This window comes from Variovorax sp. Varisp53, from assembly GCF_059491555.1.
Genome location: NZ_CP168512.1, coordinates 4,470,004 through 4,486,236, shown reverse-complemented (window position 1 = coordinate 4,486,236; position 16,233 = coordinate 4,470,004). Strand labels below are relative to the sequence as shown.

15 protein-coding genes are annotated in these 16,233 nt (G+C 69.0%); 3 read left to right on the top strand and 12 right to left on the bottom strand.

Annotated features, from left to right (window positions below; all coding sequences use genetic code 11):
- Positions 1-51 precede the first annotated feature (51 nt).
- Together ACEOAB_RS20920 and ACEOAB_RS20915 are read right to left on the bottom strand one after the other, a co-directional pair.
- A complete protein-coding gene (locus ACEOAB_RS20920) occupies positions 52-1,632 on the bottom strand; it encodes a rhodanese-like domain-containing protein (RefSeq protein WP_495653093.1) in 1,581 nt (526 codons plus the stop codon).
- A gap of 82 nt (positions 1,633-1,714) precedes the next feature.
- Complete coding sequence (locus ACEOAB_RS20915; RefSeq protein WP_413750292.1) at positions 1,715-2,305, bottom strand: cysteine dioxygenase family protein; 591 nt, start codon at positions 2,303-2,305, stop codon at positions 1,715-1,717.
- A gap of 107 nt (positions 2,306-2,412) precedes the next feature.
- Here ACEOAB_RS20915 and ACEOAB_RS20910 point away from each other — a divergent pair, with 107 nt between their 5' ends.
- A complete protein-coding gene (locus ACEOAB_RS20910) occupies positions 2,413-3,291 on the top strand; it encodes a LysR substrate-binding domain-containing protein (RefSeq protein WP_413750291.1) in 879 nt (292 codons plus the stop codon).
- 27 nt (positions 3,292-3,318) lie between these two features.
- On the opposite strand, the gene ACEOAB_RS20905 is transcribed toward ACEOAB_RS20910, so the two are convergent.
- The 9 genes from ACEOAB_RS20905 to ACEOAB_RS20865 all read right to left on the bottom strand — a co-directional run bounded on the left by ACEOAB_RS20905 (position 3,319) and on the right by ACEOAB_RS20865 (position 12,616).
- Complete coding sequence (locus tag ACEOAB_RS20905; protein WP_413750290.1) at positions 3,319-4,866, bottom strand: diguanylate cyclase domain-containing protein; 1,548 nt, start codon at positions 4,864-4,866, stop codon at positions 3,319-3,321.
- Between the two features lie 139 nt (positions 4,867-5,005).
- Positions 5,006-6,211 (bottom strand): lysophospholipid transporter LplT, encoded by a 1,206-nt coding sequence (gene lplT / locus ACEOAB_RS20900; RefSeq protein WP_413750289.1) that lies wholly within the window; start codon positions 6,209-6,211, stop codon positions 5,006-5,008.
- Entirely contained in the window at positions 6,208-7,035 is an 828-nt protein-coding gene (locus ACEOAB_RS20895) for a GNAT family N-acetyltransferase (protein WP_082572059.1), read from the bottom strand. The genes lplT and ACEOAB_RS20895 overlap by 4 nt, the downstream gene beginning before the upstream one ends.
- Before the next feature lie 11 nt (positions 7,036-7,046).
- Positions 7,047-8,141 (bottom strand): hypothetical protein, encoded by a 1,095-nt coding sequence (locus tag ACEOAB_RS20890; protein WP_413750288.1) that lies wholly within the window; start codon positions 8,139-8,141, stop codon positions 7,047-7,049.
- Complete coding sequence (locus ACEOAB_RS20885; protein WP_413750287.1) at positions 8,141-9,085, bottom strand: methyltransferase; 945 nt, start codon at positions 9,083-9,085, stop codon at positions 8,141-8,143. Before ACEOAB_RS20885 ends, ACEOAB_RS20890 begins: the two co-directional genes overlap by 1 nt.
- Positions 9,082-9,993: an iron-containing redox enzyme family protein gene (locus ACEOAB_RS20880; protein WP_413750286.1), complete on the bottom strand. Its 912-nt coding sequence runs from the start codon at positions 9,991-9,993 to the stop codon at positions 9,082-9,084. The genes ACEOAB_RS20885 and ACEOAB_RS20880 overlap by 4 nt, the downstream gene beginning before the upstream one ends.
- A 107-nt stretch (positions 9,994-10,100) precedes the next feature.
- Positions 10,101-10,931, bottom strand: a complete 831-nt coding sequence (locus ACEOAB_RS20875) for an urease accessory protein UreD (protein WP_495653092.1) — start codon at positions 10,929-10,931, stop codon at positions 10,101-10,103.
- A gap of 135 nt (positions 10,932-11,066) precedes the next feature.
- Positions 11,067-11,594: a nucleoside deaminase gene (locus tag ACEOAB_RS20870; protein WP_056593473.1), complete on the bottom strand. Its 528-nt coding sequence runs from the start codon at positions 11,592-11,594 to the stop codon at positions 11,067-11,069.
- Positions 11,591-12,616 (bottom strand): ABC transporter substrate-binding protein, encoded by a 1,026-nt coding sequence (locus ACEOAB_RS20865; RefSeq protein ID WP_413751099.1) that lies wholly within the window; start codon positions 12,614-12,616, stop codon positions 11,591-11,593. Before ACEOAB_RS20865 ends, ACEOAB_RS20870 begins: the two co-directional genes overlap by 4 nt.
- Positions 12,617-12,950: 334 nt before the next feature.
- Between ACEOAB_RS20865 and ACEOAB_RS20860 the strand changes: the two genes are divergently transcribed.
- A complete protein-coding gene (locus ACEOAB_RS20860) occupies positions 12,951-14,033 on the top strand; it encodes an aromatic ring-hydroxylating dioxygenase subunit alpha (protein ID WP_413751098.1) in 1,083 nt (360 codons plus the stop codon).
- A 300-nt stretch (positions 14,034-14,333) separates the two neighbouring features.
- Here the strand turns inward: ACEOAB_RS20860 and ACEOAB_RS20855 are convergent, their stop codons facing one another.
- Positions 14,334-15,635: a D-amino acid dehydrogenase gene (locus ACEOAB_RS20855; RefSeq protein ID WP_413751131.1), complete on the bottom strand. Its 1,302-nt coding sequence runs from the start codon at positions 15,633-15,635 to the stop codon at positions 14,334-14,336.
- A gap of 128 nt (positions 15,636-15,763) precedes the next feature.
- Here ACEOAB_RS20855 and ACEOAB_RS20850 point away from each other — a divergent pair, with 128 nt between their 5' ends.
- Positions 15,764-16,231, top strand: a complete 468-nt coding sequence (locus ACEOAB_RS20850) for an Lrp/AsnC ligand binding domain-containing protein (protein WP_007836101.1) — start codon at positions 15,764-15,766, stop codon at positions 16,229-16,231.
- The last annotated feature ends 2 nt before the right edge of the window (positions 16,232-16,233 follow it).

Below are 16,233 nucleotides of genomic sequence, written 5' to 3'. Positions count from 1 at the left end.
ACTCCTGGAATAGGAACGGACAAGGACGAACGGAAAGCGGAACCGGGGATGTCAGCCGTGCGATGCGGCGGCGGGCAGACGGAAGGCGGCGCGCTCCTGCGCATCGAGCTGCGCGACGAGGCCTGTCTCCCATGCGAGGTAGCGGCGCGCGGCTTCCTTGTTGCCGTCGTGGCGGTCGTGCACGAAGAACAGGTAGTCGATGCAGTCGACGTCGGCGGGCAGCGCGGGCGTGGCCTCGACGGGCAGGCCGGCGGCGCGCCATGCGGCCATGCCGCCCGCCAGCAGCAGCGGGGCGCTCGGCAAGCCCGCGAGCTCGGAGGCCGCGGCCCATGCCGCGAGTGCGGCGTCGTCGGCAACCAGCACGAGCTGGCGCGTCTCGGTGTTCGCGTCGCGGGCGAGGCGGGGGCGGATCGACCAGCGGGCCTGCGCGATGTGGCCGGCGCGAAACTGCATGCTGGCGCGCAGATCGACTACCGCCACCTCGTTGCGCTCGATGCGCGCGGCGAGCGCCTGCGCATCGATGGTGGCCAGTGCGGGCGCGCGGGGCGGGGCGGCAGGCGCGAGCGACAGCCCGCTCGCCAGCCCGCCTTCGAGCACGCTCGCGTCGTGCCCCATCTGCCGCAGCCAGCTCGCGATGGTCGGTGCGCGCACGCCGTCGTTGTCGAACAGCACGAGCCGCGCGCCGCGCACGCCGACGTACTGGTCACCGGCCTGCATCAGCTGTCCGCCCGGCGTGTGCTGCGCTCCGGGCAGGCTGCCGGCCGCGAATTCTTCCGGCGTGCGCACGTCGCACAGGAACAGGCTGCGCTCGGCGTCGTCGGCCCACTGCCGCACGGCCTGCGCGTTCACCATCGGCACGTCGAAGCGGGCGGCCAGCGCCCTGGCGGCGGGACGCAGGTCGGTGTTGCCGCTGTCGTCCGCGTAGCGCCGCGTGCCGCCGTGCTCCAGCGTGTGATCGGCCAAATACCAGCCCTGCGTGCCGTTCTCAAGTGCATAGACGGGGTTGGGCAGCCCCAGGTTGATGAGCGTCTGCGCGCCGATGATGCTGCGCGTGCGGCCCGCGCAGTTGATGACGATGGGCGTGGTGGTGTCGGGCACCAGCCGGCGCACGCGGTAGGCCAGCTCGCCGTTGGGGCAGCAGGTGGCGCTCGGGATGTTCATCTTGTGGAACTCGCTGGCGGGGCGGCCGTCGAGCACCACGACCTTGTCCTTGCGAGCCAGCATCTCCGCGAGCTGGCCGGCGCTGACGCGGGGCGTGTGATAGACCTCCTCGGCCAGTTCGCCGAAGGTCTTCGAGGGCAGATTGACGCCCGCGAAGAGCACGTAGCCCGCGGCCTTCCAGGCGCGGGCGCCGCCTTGCAGCACGTGCACGTTGCCGTAGCCCAGCACGGCGAGGCGCGCGGCGGCGCGTTCGGCCACGTCGGCATCGCCTTCGTCGTACACCACCACGCGCACGCCGCGGCGCGGCACGAGGCGCGGCGCATCGATCTCCAGCCGGCTGAAGGGCAGGGGAATGCCGTAGAAGAGATGGGCCTCGCCGTACTGGCCGTGCTCGCGCACGTCGAGCAGCGCGATCTCGCCGCCGTCGTGCAGCCAGGATTTGAGGGTCTTCGGGTCGATGGAAGAAGTCATGAGGCGAGTCGTCGGGACGAATGGAATCCTGCGAGACCACGCTGCGCGGCCCGCATGAAGGCGAAGCGAAAAAAAGATGCGGTTAGCGGCGCGTCTGCACGCCGATGCCCATGGTCTGGTACGTGCCCGCGTCGAGGTCGTAGGCGGTGCGCTGGTTCAGCGTTTCGAGCGCGCGGCCGTACATGTGCAGGTGGCGGATGACCTGCTCGCCCTGGATCTCGACCGAGTGGATGTCCTCGGGCATCAGCGCGATGCCCTTGCCCGGCGCGACGACCACCAACTCCGTCTGCTTCAGCTTGCCCACGCCCGGCACGCTGCCGTCGTCGGTGCGCTCGTACACGCGGTTGTGCTCGGTGCCTTCCACGGCCGCGATGCAGGCCCAGGTCGTGTGGTTGTGCGGCACGATCTTCTTGCCCGGGCGCATCACGTTCAGGTACAGCGCATAGCTCTGGTCCGGGTCTTCGGCGATCAGGTAGCGGGCCTGGTGCTCGCCGGCCTCGGGCGGCGGGAAGTCGGCGGCGCCCCAGTATTCGGTGTGCGCGGCCAGGCCTTGAAGCGAATCGAGCACCGCGTCGAGCTTTTCCCGGGTGGCTTCAGCGCCGGCTATGGCCTTCTTCATGTCGGCGATGGACGCCTCGACGGCCCGGCTGCGTTGCTCGGATGGGGTGCTCATGCGGTTTTCTCCAGTGGGGTTGCCTGTTCGGTGTGCATCCACTGTAGTGACGGGGGCGTGACGCAACAATCCAGCTGGCGCAGGAAACACTTCAATAAAATTAATACATGCCCACGCTCGATCTCGAACTGCTGCGCTCCTTCGCGGCCGTCGTCAGCCACCAGAGCTTTGCCGCCGCCGCTGTGCACCTGGGGCGCACGCAGTCGGCCATCACGCAGCAGATGCAGCGGCTGGAGGAGCAGATCGGCCACCCGCTGTTCGCCAAGCAGGGCCGGCAGAAGCGGCTCACGCAGCACGGCGAGAGGCTGCTCACCTACGCGCACCACATGCTCGCGGTGAACGACGAGGCGCTGCGCAGCCTGCGGCAGGGGCAGCTCGAAGGCAACCTGCGCATCGGCGCGCCGCACGACGTGGCCGAGACCATGCTGCCGCTGCTGCTGGCCGAGGTGGCGCGCACGTCGCCGCTGCTGCAGCTGGACATCCACATCGGCCGCAGTCCCTACCTGATGACCTCGCTCAAGAGCGGCGAGGTCGACATGATCATCTCCAACCGCGCCGATGCGCAGTCGCAGTTCGAGGGCGTGGTGCTGCGCAACTCGCCCACCGTGTGGCTGTGCGCCGCGGGCTACGTGCACGACCCGGCCAAGCCGGTGCCGCTCATCATGGCGGACGGGCCCAGCATCTTCCGCCGCATTGGCCACGAGGCGCTCGACGCGGCGGGCGTGGCCTGGACGCCGCGCTACACCTCGTCGAGCCTGATCGGCATCAAGGCTGCGCTGCGTGCGGGGCTGGGCGTGACGGCCCGCGGCGTGGAGCAGCTCGACGCGGGCCTGCGAGTGCTCGGCGCGGGCGACGGCATGCCGCGGCTGCCCGACCTGGCGTACTACCTCTACGTGCGCAGCCACGTGGTGAATCCGGTCACGCGGCAGGTGTTCGAGACGTTGAAGAAGCACCTGCGGCTGCCTCGGACCGACATGCCGGCGTAGGGGCCGCGGCAGCGGACGAGGTCGCGCTCAGCGCGGCGTCGGCGTCACCGCATAGTTGCCGTGTCCGCTCTGCTTGGCCCGGTACATGGCCGCGTCGGCCGCGGCGAGCAGGTCTCGCGGCGTTTCGTCGCCGTTGCCCAGCGCGATGCCGATCGATACGCCGATGACCGTGTCGCAATGCCCCATCCCCAGTTGCAGCGGCCGGGCGATCGCGTCGATGCAGCGCTGGGCCAGGGTCGTCGCGCCCTGTTCCGCGGAGCTTTCGAAGTCGGCGGCCAGCAGCACGAATTCGTCGCCCCCGATGCGCGCCACCGTGTCGGTCTGCCGTACCAGGCCCTGCAGCCGTTGCGCGATTTCCAGCAGCGCCTTGTCGCCCGCCTCGTGGCCGAGCGTGTCGTTGAGTTTCTTGAATCCGTCGAGGTCGAGGTAGAGCACGGCCATCTGGCGCGCATGCCGCTTGGCCCGTGCCAGCGCCTGCTGGAGCCGTTCGTCGAGCAGCTTGCGGTTGGGCAGGCCGGTCAGGCTGTCGTGGTGGGCCAGGCGCGCCAGGGCCTCCTGGTTGTCGAGCAGCTTGGCCAGCAGCCGGTTGAAGGCCTGCGTCAGGTGCCCGATCTCGTCGTCGCGCACCACCCGCAGCGGCGTCAGCGCGAGTTCGCCGCGGGTCATCCGGTCGGCCTGGTCGGCGGCGCGCAGCAGCGGCCGCAGCAGCCACGCCATGATCAGCCCGATCACGATGAGTACCGCTGCCACGGCGGGCGCGCGTTGCTGCAGGATGAAGGTCTGCATGCGCCCCACCGGGGCCAGCGCTTCCGAAACGGGCAGCCGAGCCACCACGAACCAGCCGCTGTTCGGCACCGATGCGATGGCGGAGATCTCGTCGATGCCCTTGGCATTGCGCGTCGTCCCGCTGCCGCGATAGCCCGCCATGGCGCGGTCGTGCAGAGGGTTCACACCGTCGGGCGGGGTGGGCGTGAGGGACATCGAGACGTCCGTCGAGGCCACGAAGATGCGGTCGCGCGGTGACACCACCAGGATGCCGCCGGCTTCGCCCACGCGCCCCTGTTGCAGATGGTCGAGCAGGCCGTCGGCCGAGAGGTCCGCCGTGCCGAGCAACACGGCGGCCACCTGCCCGGCTGCGTTGCGCACGGGCACGGCCATGGGCAAGACCGAGTGTCGGGAGGCTGTGGCCCACGGACGGCCCGGCGCGGACTGCCCCGCGCGCGCGGACGCGAATTCCGAACCGTCCGTTGCGAGCTGCCCCGTGCCGTCGAGCCGCTTGCCGGTGGCGTCCGCGACCATCAGGCCGAGCGGAAAGACGGGGCTCAGCGTGCTGCGCTCCGCCAGCCATGCCCGCAGCCGGTCGGGCTGCGTCAGGAGTTCCGGCGGCAGGGTGGCCGCCAGGCGTTCGAGGAACGACAACCGCTCGCCCAGGTAGTTGTCGACGTTGCGCGCCACGTAGGCGGCCAGCGCCGTTTGCTGTACCGCCACCGATCGGGTCAGCTCCTCCCGCAGGAAGCGGCTGAGCTGGATGTAGCTGCCGGCGGTTCCCACCACCGCCATCAAAAGGCCCATCATGAGCAGTCGAACAACCAGGCTGTTGGCAGATTTTCTGAAGTTCACTCTGGCGGCTGGGCGTGGGGCGGTAGGTGCGGGACTGTATCCCAAGCGCCCATGCGCCCCCTCACGGATGCCTCCTGGCAGGCACCCTTGCGGGCTACACGTTCTGGGATGCGAGCGCGTCGCGTGCCGGCCGCAGCCGACGCGACCAGGCGAAGATGCCGCCCATGGCCAGCACCAGGAAGCCAGCGAATCCCGCCAGCGTGGGCAACAGCGGCGCCTCGAAGTAGATCAGCGCACCGTACATCCCGAGCATGGCCAGCGAGGCCAGGCTCTCGTTGAAGTTCTGCACCGCGATCGACTGGCCCGGGTTCATGCGCAGCAGGCCGCGGCTTTGCAGCAGCGCGTTCATCGGCACCAGCAGCAGGCCCGCGAGCGCGCCGATCACCACCAGCAGCGCGGCGGCGATGGCGGGCTGCGTCACCAGCGTCATCAGCAACACCATGGCACCCAGCGCGATGCCCAGCGGCAGCGCACGCAACGCGCGTTCGAGCGGAAACCAGCGGGACGCACCCATGGCACCGCCCGCCATGCCGATGGCCACCGCGATCTGCAGCAGCGCGCCCTGCGACAGCGCCAGCCCCAGCCGCTCGGCGGCCCAGCGCAGCACCAGGAACTGCAGCGTGGCCGACGCGGCCCAGAACAGGCTGGTGACGGCCAATGAGATGCGTGCGTCGACATCGCGCCACAGCAGCATCAGCGAGCGTCCGAAATCCCGCAGCAGCCGGCCCGGATGCGCCAGCGCCGCGCGATCGCGCGCCGGGTTGTGCGGAATCGCGAGCGTGCAGGCGGCGGCCAGCAGGTACATCGCACCGATGGCGGGCAGGGCCAGGCCCCTGTCGACCAGCGTGCTGCCCAGCGCCACGCCGAGCAGGATCGACAGCACCGTGCCCGCCTCGATCCAGCCGTTGGCGGCGACCAGCTCGTCCCGCGGCATCAGCTCCGGCAGGATGCCGTACTTGGCCGGCGAGTAAGCCGCCGCGCCCAGGCCGACCAGTGCGTAGGCCACCAGCGGCTGCACGTGCCACAGCAGCAGGGCACAGCCGCCGAGCTTGACGAGGTTGGTGGCCATCAGCACGCGACCCTTCGGTGCCGCATCGGCCACCGCGCCCGCGAAGGCGGCCAGCAGCACGTAGGAGAGGTAGAAGAACAGCCGCAGCGCGGGCGTCATCCAGCCGGGCGCGTGGCGCTGCATGAGCAGGCCGATGGCGACGATCAGCAACGCGTTGTCGGCCAGCGAGCTGAAGAACTGCGCCGCCACCACCGAGGCGAGTGCGCGCCGTGATCGCGCCCGCAACGTCACGCGGCGACGCCGAAGAAGTGCTGGCGGTAGCGCGGCGCCACGTCGTCCACGCGCAGCATCATCGGCAGGTCGGCGGTGTTGAACGCGACATCGAGCGCGGGCGGTCCGAGCAGGCGCGCGCCGCAGCGCAGGTAGCCCTTGATGAGCGGCGGCGCGGCGGGAGGCGCGGTGTCGCTGTCGGCATCGGCTTCCGCGTCGGTGTCCAGCGGCAGTGCGATGCGCGGCTCCACGCGCCAGCGCTGCTCGACCAGGTGCGTGCGGCACAGCCGGTGCCACAGCCGCGCGGCAGTCAGGCCCTGGTCGTCGAGCCCGATGCTGGCGCAGCCGATCATGGTGTCGAGTGCGTGGTCGACCATGTACTGCCCCAGCGCGGCCCACAGCGCCATGATCACGCTGCCCGAGCGCCAGTCTGCATCCACGCACGAGCGGCCCAGCTCCAGCGCCCGCGCACGCAGCGGCGCGAGCGGCGCCAGGTCGAACTCGGTGTCGGTGTAGAAGCCGCCTGCGCGGCGCGCTGCTTCCGGAGTCAGCACGCGGTAGGTGCCGATGAGCGGGCCGCGGCCGTGCACCGGGTCCACTGCATGCACCAGCAGGTGGTCGCAGAAGGCGTCGAAGCGGTCGGCATCGAGTCCTGGCGGCGTGCCTTCGGGCGGCGTGAGATGGGCGCCCATTTCCTGCGCGAACACGCGAAAGCGCAGGCGCTGGGCGTCGCGCACGTCCTCTTCGCAATCGGCCCAGCGGGTTTCCAGCACGGGCGCCGCGGTAGCAAGCGGCGCGAGCGAACGGCGGGGCAGGGCGTGCGAAGCGGTGATGTCCATGTGCATGTGGCAACGATTCAGTTGGATGGCGGATAGCGGTCGACCAGACGGTTCTGCCGCCGGTTGAGCCGTGCGAGGGCGAGCAGGCCAATGGGCTGTACGCCGGCCTTGCGCTGCGCGGCGCCGATGGCGAACAGCAGCCGCTGCTTGGCGAAGACCATGCGAAAGCCCTGCAGCACGCCGATGTCGGGGTCCCAGGCCTCGATGGCTTCGGAGCCCGCGCCGTTGATTTCCATGATGGTGAAGCCGCGCCCGGCGCCGAGTTCGCGCAGGCTCTCGTAGCGCACGTCGAAGCGTCCGAAATGGAAGTCGGGCATGTCGCGCGCGATGGCGTCGATGGCGCGCACCAGATCGGACGTGATGAGCGCCGCGCCGTCGCGGTACAGCCCGCCGACGCGGGTCGAGCCGATGGTGGCCAGCCGAACCTGCTGGCCAGCCGCCGGCACGCTCTCGGATGGCACGCTGCATTCGTGGCGCGGCGAGCGCGCGATGCGGCGCGCGCGCACGTCGGCCGCTACGAGCTGGGCCACGGTGCTTCGGCCGTCGCCCGTCACGCGCGGGAAGTAGCGCAGCGCGAGGCCGATGATGCGGCCCTCGCCGGTGACGGGATCGCGTGCGTAGAAGATGCCCGCCTCGCCTTCCTGCGGCAGGTAGCGTTGCAGCACGACCGTTTCGCCGGAAGGAAAGACGGCCAGGTACGCTCGCAGCGCAGCCATGTCGGACAGCAGACGAACGCCGTAGCCGCACAGGCCGAGGTCGGGCTTGGCGACGATGGGAAATGCGAGGCCGTTCTCAGCCATGGTTTGCCGCAAGGCGTCTTCGTTCGCCGTGCCATCGTTGAACACCGCGCAGTAGTCGGCCGTGAGCGAGCGCGCCAGCGGCCCCATGCCGCGGAAGTATTCGAGCTTGCCTTCGCCCACCAGCCCGCCCGAGGTGAGATGCGGGTTGGCCGCCGACGGCAGGGTGGCGCCACCGTAGCGCAGCGACAGCCACAGCCACTGCACCACCAGCGGCACGCAGATGAGCCACTTGGGCATGCGCTCCAGCACACTGCATTCGCGCACCACGGCGAGCCGCGCGGTGTCGGCGCCGAGGTCGAGTCCGGCGGCCATCACGCGGCCTCCGCTGTGCGCGTGGCAACGAGCCCGACGGCGGCGATGCGGTCGATGTGCGCATACACCGGGCGTTCCAGTTCCTCGCCGAACACGTCGGGGTCGATCTCGGCATAGGACCACTCGAAACCCGACGCGGTGAGCAGCGGCCGTATCTCGGCAAGGAACGGGTCTTCGCCATCGACCATCGCCACGCCGGTGTAGAGCAGCAGCTGCCCGCCCGGCGCCAGCCGCTTCAGCGACTCGGCCGCGATGCGTACGCCGAGTGCCCGCCCGAGCCGCGCGCCGCCGTGGCGGTAGGCGCGCTGCGCGGCATCGTCGAGGTAGGGCGGGTTCGACACGATGAGGTCGAAGTCGCCTTCGACCGCCGACAGCGCATCGCCCTGCGCGAGCGTCACAGGGATGCCGGCGGCCTCTGCATTGACGGCTGTGTACTCCAGCGCCAGCGGGTTGATGTCATTCATCACGATCGTGCAGGGCGCGTCCATCGCCGCCAGCGCCCGCGCCACGGCAATGCCGCCCGCGCCGCTGCCGCAGCCCACGTCGAGCACGCGCAGGGGCTGCTTCGTCTTGCGCGGGTTCAGCGTATCGCGGATGAAACGCCCGAAGCGATGCGTGTCAGGTCCGAAGAACACGGCGTTCTCCTCGACCGTCGGGTAGGCCGAGTGAAAGAACAGGTCGTCGCCGAGGCTGGCGATGCGCACCGTGCTGCGCAGCAGCGACCCCGTGTGCCGCACGATGCCGGCCTGCTCCATGCCGGCCAGCAGTTCCGGCGGCACGGCGCCCGCTTCGAACGGCAGGTTCCAGCCGAAGATGTCGCGCAGCGTTGCACCCGGTTCGCGCCCGCGCCGCGCGAGCACGCGCTGGTGGGTCAAGGGCGTGACGGTCGTGAAGCGATAGTCCGTGGCCGCCACCTGGCGCAGCACGCCGGCCGCGTTCATCATGCGGCGACCTCCTCGGTCTGTTGCAGTTCGGGCAGTTCGGCGGTGTAGCGCGCGAAGCAGCGTTCGCCGCAAACGAGCCGCATCAGAGCGCCTTCGGCGATGAACTGCCCGCAGGACGGATCGGCCTCGACCAGCGGCCGGATCACCTCGCGTATCCACGCGCGCGAGTGCGACACGTCGAGCGCCGCATGCAGGTCGAAGTAGGCGCGCGCACGGCCGCTCAGGCCCAGGCGGCGCATGCCGGCCGCCACCTGCTTCACGCGCCCGGGCGCCGTGAGCTCGATGACGCCGAGCGCGCCGATGGCGTGGTACGCATAGCGGCGCGTGGTCGCCAGCCCGACCATGGTGTTGGCGAGCGCGAGCGACTCCCACACGGTGGTGTCGATGGCCGGATGCAGGTCGAGTTCGCGCACCATGTGCTCCAGCATCTGGCCGTGCATGGCGCTGCGCTTGCCGTGGCCCATCTCGTCCCAGAAGTTGCGCGCGCATTCGAGCTTGGGCTGCGGCGGCAGCTTGACCTGGGTGCAGGCCAGCAGGTCTTCGAAGCCCGCCTCGCCCGCGGCCTCCTGCGTGAGGAACCAGCGCATCTGCGGCAGCGCGGCCTCTTGAGCCAGCCAGTCGAACAGCGGGTGATGCTGGCCGGGGCCCGTGCGCGAGAGCGACTCGAACCAGTTGGCGAAATGGTCCGCATTGCCGGCCGAGGCCGATGCCGCCACCTGCACCGTGGTGCGCAGGGCTTCGAGGTACCTGCCTTCGATCAGGCGGCATTCATGCTCGCGGGCGAGTTCGTCCTGCCAGTGGGGCGACGGGCGGCCGAACTTCAGCCGTGCGGCGTTGAAGTGCGCCAGATGCCGATGAAGCTGCGTTTCCGCGTGGGTGTGGGCGTTCGGGGCGTCGTCTGGAGACATGGCCGATCCTCGTCATCCGCTGGGCAAAAGAGGCAGCGTGCGCCTTTGCAAAGCGGCTGTCCGTCAGACGGCGCCTACAGATTGGCCCCCAGGGCCGAAGATGGGGCTCAGGTCGCCCAGATGCGCGGCGTGGCCGCGGGCAGCTGCCACAGCTCGCCGCGCCATGCCTGCCAGACCTGCCGCAGCAGCTGCATCGCGGGCTCGACCACGGGCGCGAGCACGCGCAGTACGACCACTTCGGCATGCGGGCTTGTGGCACCGGCGCTGCCGGACAGGGGGCTTGCTTCGAGCAATGTGCGTGCGTGCGCCAGCAGGGCGTCGCGCCGGGCGCGCGCCACCGGCGAGCCCGCGACGAAGAACAGCGAGGCCAGGCAGCGATGGCCGCCGAGTCCGATGTGGCTTTGCAGCAGCCGGTGGTCGGCCGCGTCGATGCGCCCGCGCTCCAGCCACACGCCGGGCACCTCGATGTGCTGCAGGTAGCTGCCGCGCTCGAAGGGCTGGTTGGCATTCGGCAGGCCGAGCGCGGTGATGTCCCAGCCGATCAGCTCGGCGCCGGGCTCGAGCTCGATGGAAAGCCGGTTCTCCGCCTGGCAGCCGCTGTAGCAGATGGCTTCGAGCGGCAGCCATTCGAGCCGCGCGCCGGCCGCGAGGCGGATGCGCGTGCGCTGCAGCGCCAGCTCGCCCTCGCTGCGGTAGAAGCGCGAGGCGCCCGGCGTGGTGATGAGCCCGTGGCTGCCGTCGGTGCCTTCGATGTCGATGTCCAGCGTGTCGCCGCCCACCAGCCCGCCCGGCGGATGCACCAGCACGTTGTGGCAGACGGCATCGCCCTCGGGGTACAGGCTCTGCAGGATGCGCAGCGGGCCGTCATGGCGAAAGCGGGCGACGGTGCGGGCGGCTTCTTGTTTGTAGTCGAGATGGAGACGGGCGTGCCAGGGCATCGAGAGAGTCTAGAGCGTGTCGGCCAATCGGATTTTTCGTGGAACACCGCGGAACCGGCTTTGCCGGGCCGCAGGTGTTGCCCCCGGTAGGGGGTTGGCCAGCGAAACGGAGTGCGCGCAGTCTGGGGGCGAGTCCTATTTCCAGGCGCCGTCGTGCGCGGCACTCGCTTCGTCGATCAGCGCCGGTCCGATGCATTCGATCGGATGCGGCGAGGCGCGGAAGACGTCGCGGCACGACAGCTCTGCATCGCGCTGGTCCTGCCGCTCGCCGCGGAACACGCGCAGTCGCTCGGCATCGATGCCGAACACCACGCGGCCGATGTTCGACCAGAAGATCGCGCCCGCGCACATCACGCAGGGCTCGCCCGAGGCGTAGATCGTGGCGCCAGCGAGTTCCTCGCGCGAGAGCTTGCGCTCGGCCAGTGCGCGCAGCGCATTGATCTCTGCATGCGCCGTGCAGTCGCCGGTCTCGGCATTGCTGTTGCCAGCCTCGGCCAGCACCTCGCCGGCGGCCGAGACGATCACGGAGCCGAAGGGGCGGTTGCCCCGGCGGCGTGCCGCGTGCGACCAGACGATGGCCTTGCGCAGGTAGCGGCCGTCGCGTTCATCGAGTGCTGTTTCGGCGGGATAGTTGACGGTGTGGGTGTCGCTGTGGAAATTCATGCTTTGGGAAGGGAGCGTTCGCTGCGCAATGGGAGCATCGAAGTATTGAAGATGGCGTCGGACGCGGGCTTGATCTTGAGGCCGAAGACATCGGCCACTTCGTCGACCTGCTGTTCGAGCAAGAGCTTCCGGATGTCGCCGAGGCCATGGTCGCGCGTGTCGGCCGCGCCCACGTACTGCGCGGTGATGCCCCAGCGCTCGAGTTCGATTTTCTCATCGAGGATGGGCTCGCGCTGGCGCATGGCCGCGATGCTCGGCGCCGGATTGGAAAAAGTCTCGACGATGGCGCGGTTGCTCGCGCGCAGGAAGGCCGCAACCACCTTCGGGTTCTGCGCGATGAGGTTGCTGCCCGCGAGGATCGCGTTGCCGTACAGATTGACACCCGCGTCGGCGTACTTGAGCACCGACAGTTCCTCGGGCTTCATGCGCGCGAACAGCGACACGGCCGAGTCGTGGAAGTAGGTGGCGGCATCGACGTCGCCGCGCACCATCACGTTGTCGCGCGCGCTGAAGTCGGTGGTCTGCCACTGGAAGGCGTCGGCGCGCATGCCCTGCTTGCGCGCGACCAGGGGCCATGCACGGCGGGTCGATTCGACGGCGGCGGCGGCCACCTTCTTGCCCGCGAGGCTCTTGAAATCCCCGGTCACGCCGCGGTCCTTGCGGCCGATGATCGCGAACGGTGCGCGGTTGTAGTACTGGTAAACGGCCTGCACCATCGGCGTGCCGGGGTTCTGCGCGTTGAACTCGACCAGCGAACTGATGTCGCCCAGGCCGAGCTGGTAGACACCGCTGGCGATGCGGGTGATGGAGGCGACCGAGCCGGCGCCGGTGTCGATGCTCACGTCGAGCCCCTCGTCCCTGTAGTAGCCCTTGGTCTGCGCGAGGAAGAAGGGCGCGGTCTGGCCGTTGATGCGGAAGTCGAGCGTGAACTTGAGCGGGGTGAGCCTGGCGCCGCCCTGCGCGAAGACGGCGGGAGCGGCAAGGGTGGCGGCGCTGGCCGCGAGGAAGGATCGACGTTGCATGTGGGGCCTCGGAAGCTTCGGTTCTTGAATCCCTCCGCAAAAATGCGACGGGCGTTTCAAGAGCAATTTCCGGGCGGGCGCACGTTCGTGGTGCGTGCGCTGCTGAACGCTTCTACTCTTGCGGTGGGTCATGCACGACGCATGCCAAGGGATTTCGCTCGGGCATTGCAAGGGAAAACGTGCACCGACCAGGAAGCCGCGCCACAATCCGGGCGCGCAATTTGCAAGGCAGATTACGCAGAGTAGAAGCGTTCAGCCAGGCGACGGTTCCCGTCGATGGCAGGAAATTGCTCTTTCAGTTCGTCCCCCACACGACCACCGAAGGAGTCCGCGCATGCTCGTCACCCAACAACCCGCCTTCCGCAAGTTCTGGCATGCCGTCATGCCGCTTACCGAATTGGCCAACGGCCCGAAGCCTTTCAGGCTGCTGGGCGAAGACATCGTTCTCTTCATCGACGCCGACGGCCAGCCAGCCGCGTTGCGCGACCGCTGCTGTCACCGAACCGCGAAGCTCTCGAAAGGCTGGTGCGTGGACGGCGAAGGCCGGGCCTGCGGCACCGGCGCCATCCAGTGCGGCTACCACGGCTGGACCTACGACCGCAGTGGCCAGGTCATCCGCATTCCGCAGTACGAGGCCGACCGCAAGATCTCGCCCGAGTACCGCACCACGGCCTACCGCTGTACCGCGCGCTACGGCTATGCATGGGTGGCGCTGGAGGAGCCCATCGCCGACATCCCGGCCATTGCGGAGTTCGACGACCCGGGCTACCGCACCATCTTCCAGTTCTACGAAGAGTGGCAGACCAGCCCCATGCGCGCGCTGGAGAACTCCTTCGACAACTCGCACTTCAGTTTTGTGCACCGTGCCACCTTCGGCGTGGCCGCGAGCCCGAAGCCGAGCAAGTACGAACTGGTGGAGAACGAATCGGGCTTCTATGCGGAGACGGTCATCGATGCGGCCAACCCGGTGAAGTTCCACGCGATCAGCGGCGTGACCGACCCGATCACCACGCGCCACATGCGCAACGCGTATTACCTGCCGTTCTCGCGCCGGCTCGACATCGAGTACCCGAGCGGCGTGCGCCACATCATCATCAACTGCTTCACGCCCATCGACGACGGCCGCATGCAGCTGTGCCAATGGCTGTTCCGCAACGACACCGAGGCCGACTGCACGGCGCAGATGCTGATCGACTTCGACGACGCGGTGACGCGCGAGGACAAGGACATCCTCGAATCGACCGACCCCGATGCGCTGGTCGATACGCGGCGGCGTGGCGTGGAGTATTCGATGGAGTCGGACCGGCCCGGCATGCTGATCCGCAAGCACCTGATGCAGCTGCTGGCGAAGCATGGCGAGGCGGAGGTTTATCGCGGCATGAGCAACGCGGTGATTCCGATTGCCAAGGTTGCTTGAAGACCTGTCTTCGGTTTGTGTGTGCGCGCTGTTCAGGGCGCGCTCACGCCGACGGGGTACCTTGCTCCGCGAATGTCCCCCGGCCTGCGGCCTCCTCCTTTATTTCGCTGCGCAAGGCACCCCGCCGTCGTGATCGATCAGCGCGGTGGTTGAACTGCCGGCATAAGCAGAGCGCCCATCGTGCACAGGGTGCCGGGTGCTCCCCGCAGCGAAATAAAGGAGGAGGCCGAAGGCCGGGGGACATTCGCGGAGGGGAGTACCCGGTGCCCTGTGCACACGCCCCGAACGACAGCGCCAGTGTCAGGCAGCAGCAGTCGCGGGGTTCGGGCGCGAAGCGTGCGACGAGCCCTGTTCGTAGCGGTCCATCGCAAGGCCATCGGTGCGGATCTCCGGGCGCTGGCCCATCACCATGTCGGAGATCAGCTTGCCCGAGCCGCAGGCCATGGTCCAGCCCAGCGTGCCGTGGCCGGTGTTGAGGAACAGGTTGGCATAGCGCGTGCCGCCGACGATGGGCGTGCTGTCGGGCGTCATCGGGCGCAGGCCGGTCCAGAAGCTGGCGCGCGGCACGTCGCCGCCGGGGAACAGGTCGGTCACCACTTTCTCGAGCGTGGCACGGCGGGCAGGGTTCAGGCGCAGATCGAAGCCGCCGAGCTCGGCCATGCCGCCCACGCGGATGCGGTTGTCGAAGCGCGTGACTGCGACCTTGTAGGTCTCGTCGAGCACGGTCGATTGCGGCGCGAGCGACTCGTCGAGCAGCGGTACGGTCAGCGAGTAGCCCTTGACCGGGTACACCGGAATGTCGAGGCCCAGCGAGGCGATGGCGGCGCGCGAGTAGCTGCCGAAGGCCATCACGTAGCGGTCGGCCGTGAGGATCTTGCCGGCGGTGGTGCGCACGCCGGTGATGCGGCCGCCGTCGGTTTCGAGGCCGTCGATGGTCTGGCCGAAGCGGAAGTCGACGCCCAGGCCGCGTGCGATCTCGGCGAGGCCGCGCGTGAACAGATGGCAGTCGCCGGTTTCATCGTTGGGCAGGCGCAGGCCACCCGTGAGGCGGTCGCGCGCGCCGGCCAATGCGGGCTCGACGCGGGCGAGCGCATCGCGGTCGAGCAGTTCGTAGGGCACGCCGCATTCCTCGAGCACCGCGATGTCGCGCTGCACCGCGTCGAGCTGGGCCTGCGTGCGAAAGAGTTGCAGCGTGCCGCCGGTGCGCTGCTCGTACTGCAGGCCGGTGTCGGCGCGCAGCTGCTGCAGGCAGCCGCGGCTGTATTCGGCCACGCGCATCATGCGTTCCTTGTTCACCGCATAGGCCTCGGGCGAGCAGTTGCGCAGCATCGCGGCCATCCAGCGCAGCTGGAACAGCGTGCCGTCGGGGCGGATCGACAACGGCGCGTGCTTCTTGAACATCCACTTGATCGCCTTCAGCGGAATGCCCGGCGCGGCCCACGGCGTGGAGTAGCCCGGCGACACCTGGCCGGCGTTGCCGAAGCTGGTTTCCTCGGCGGGGCCGGCCTGCCGGTCGAGCAGGGTGACCTCGGCGCCCGAGCGTGCGAGGTAGTAGGCCGTGGTGGTGCCGATCACGCCGCCGCCGAGAACGATGACTTTCATGGTGTATTCGCCGATTCAGATGGAATGAGTGGAATCTAAAGTGCACAATGCAGTGGATTCCATTGTTTTCAGTGAATTGACAGTGAAATTCACTGAGACTCATCGTCCAATGCCGCGCCAGAAGTGAAATGCCCGAACTCGACCGAATCGACCGCCGCATCCTCGATCTTTTGCAACGCCAGGGCCGCGTTTCCATGACCGAGTTGGCCGAGCACATCGGCCTGTCGGCCTCGCCCTGCGCCGAGCGCGTGAAGCGCATGGAGCGCGACGGCGTCATCACCGGCTATCACGCGCACGTGTCGCCCGAGGCACTGGGCAAGACGCTGCTGGTGTTCGTCGAGATCAAGCTCTCGGCCAAGTCGGGCGACGTGTTCGACAAGGTGCGCAAGGAGTTGCTGCACATGCCCGAGGTGCTCGAATGCCATCTGGTGTCGGGCAGCTTCGACTACCTCGTGAAGGCGCGCCTGAGCGGCATGAGCGAGTACCGGCACCTGCTGGGCGACATCCTGAAGAAGCTGCCGGTGGCGGCCGAGTCGCACAGCTACGTGGTGATGGAAGAAATCAAGGAAACGCTGATGCTGGCGGTCGACCGCTGAGC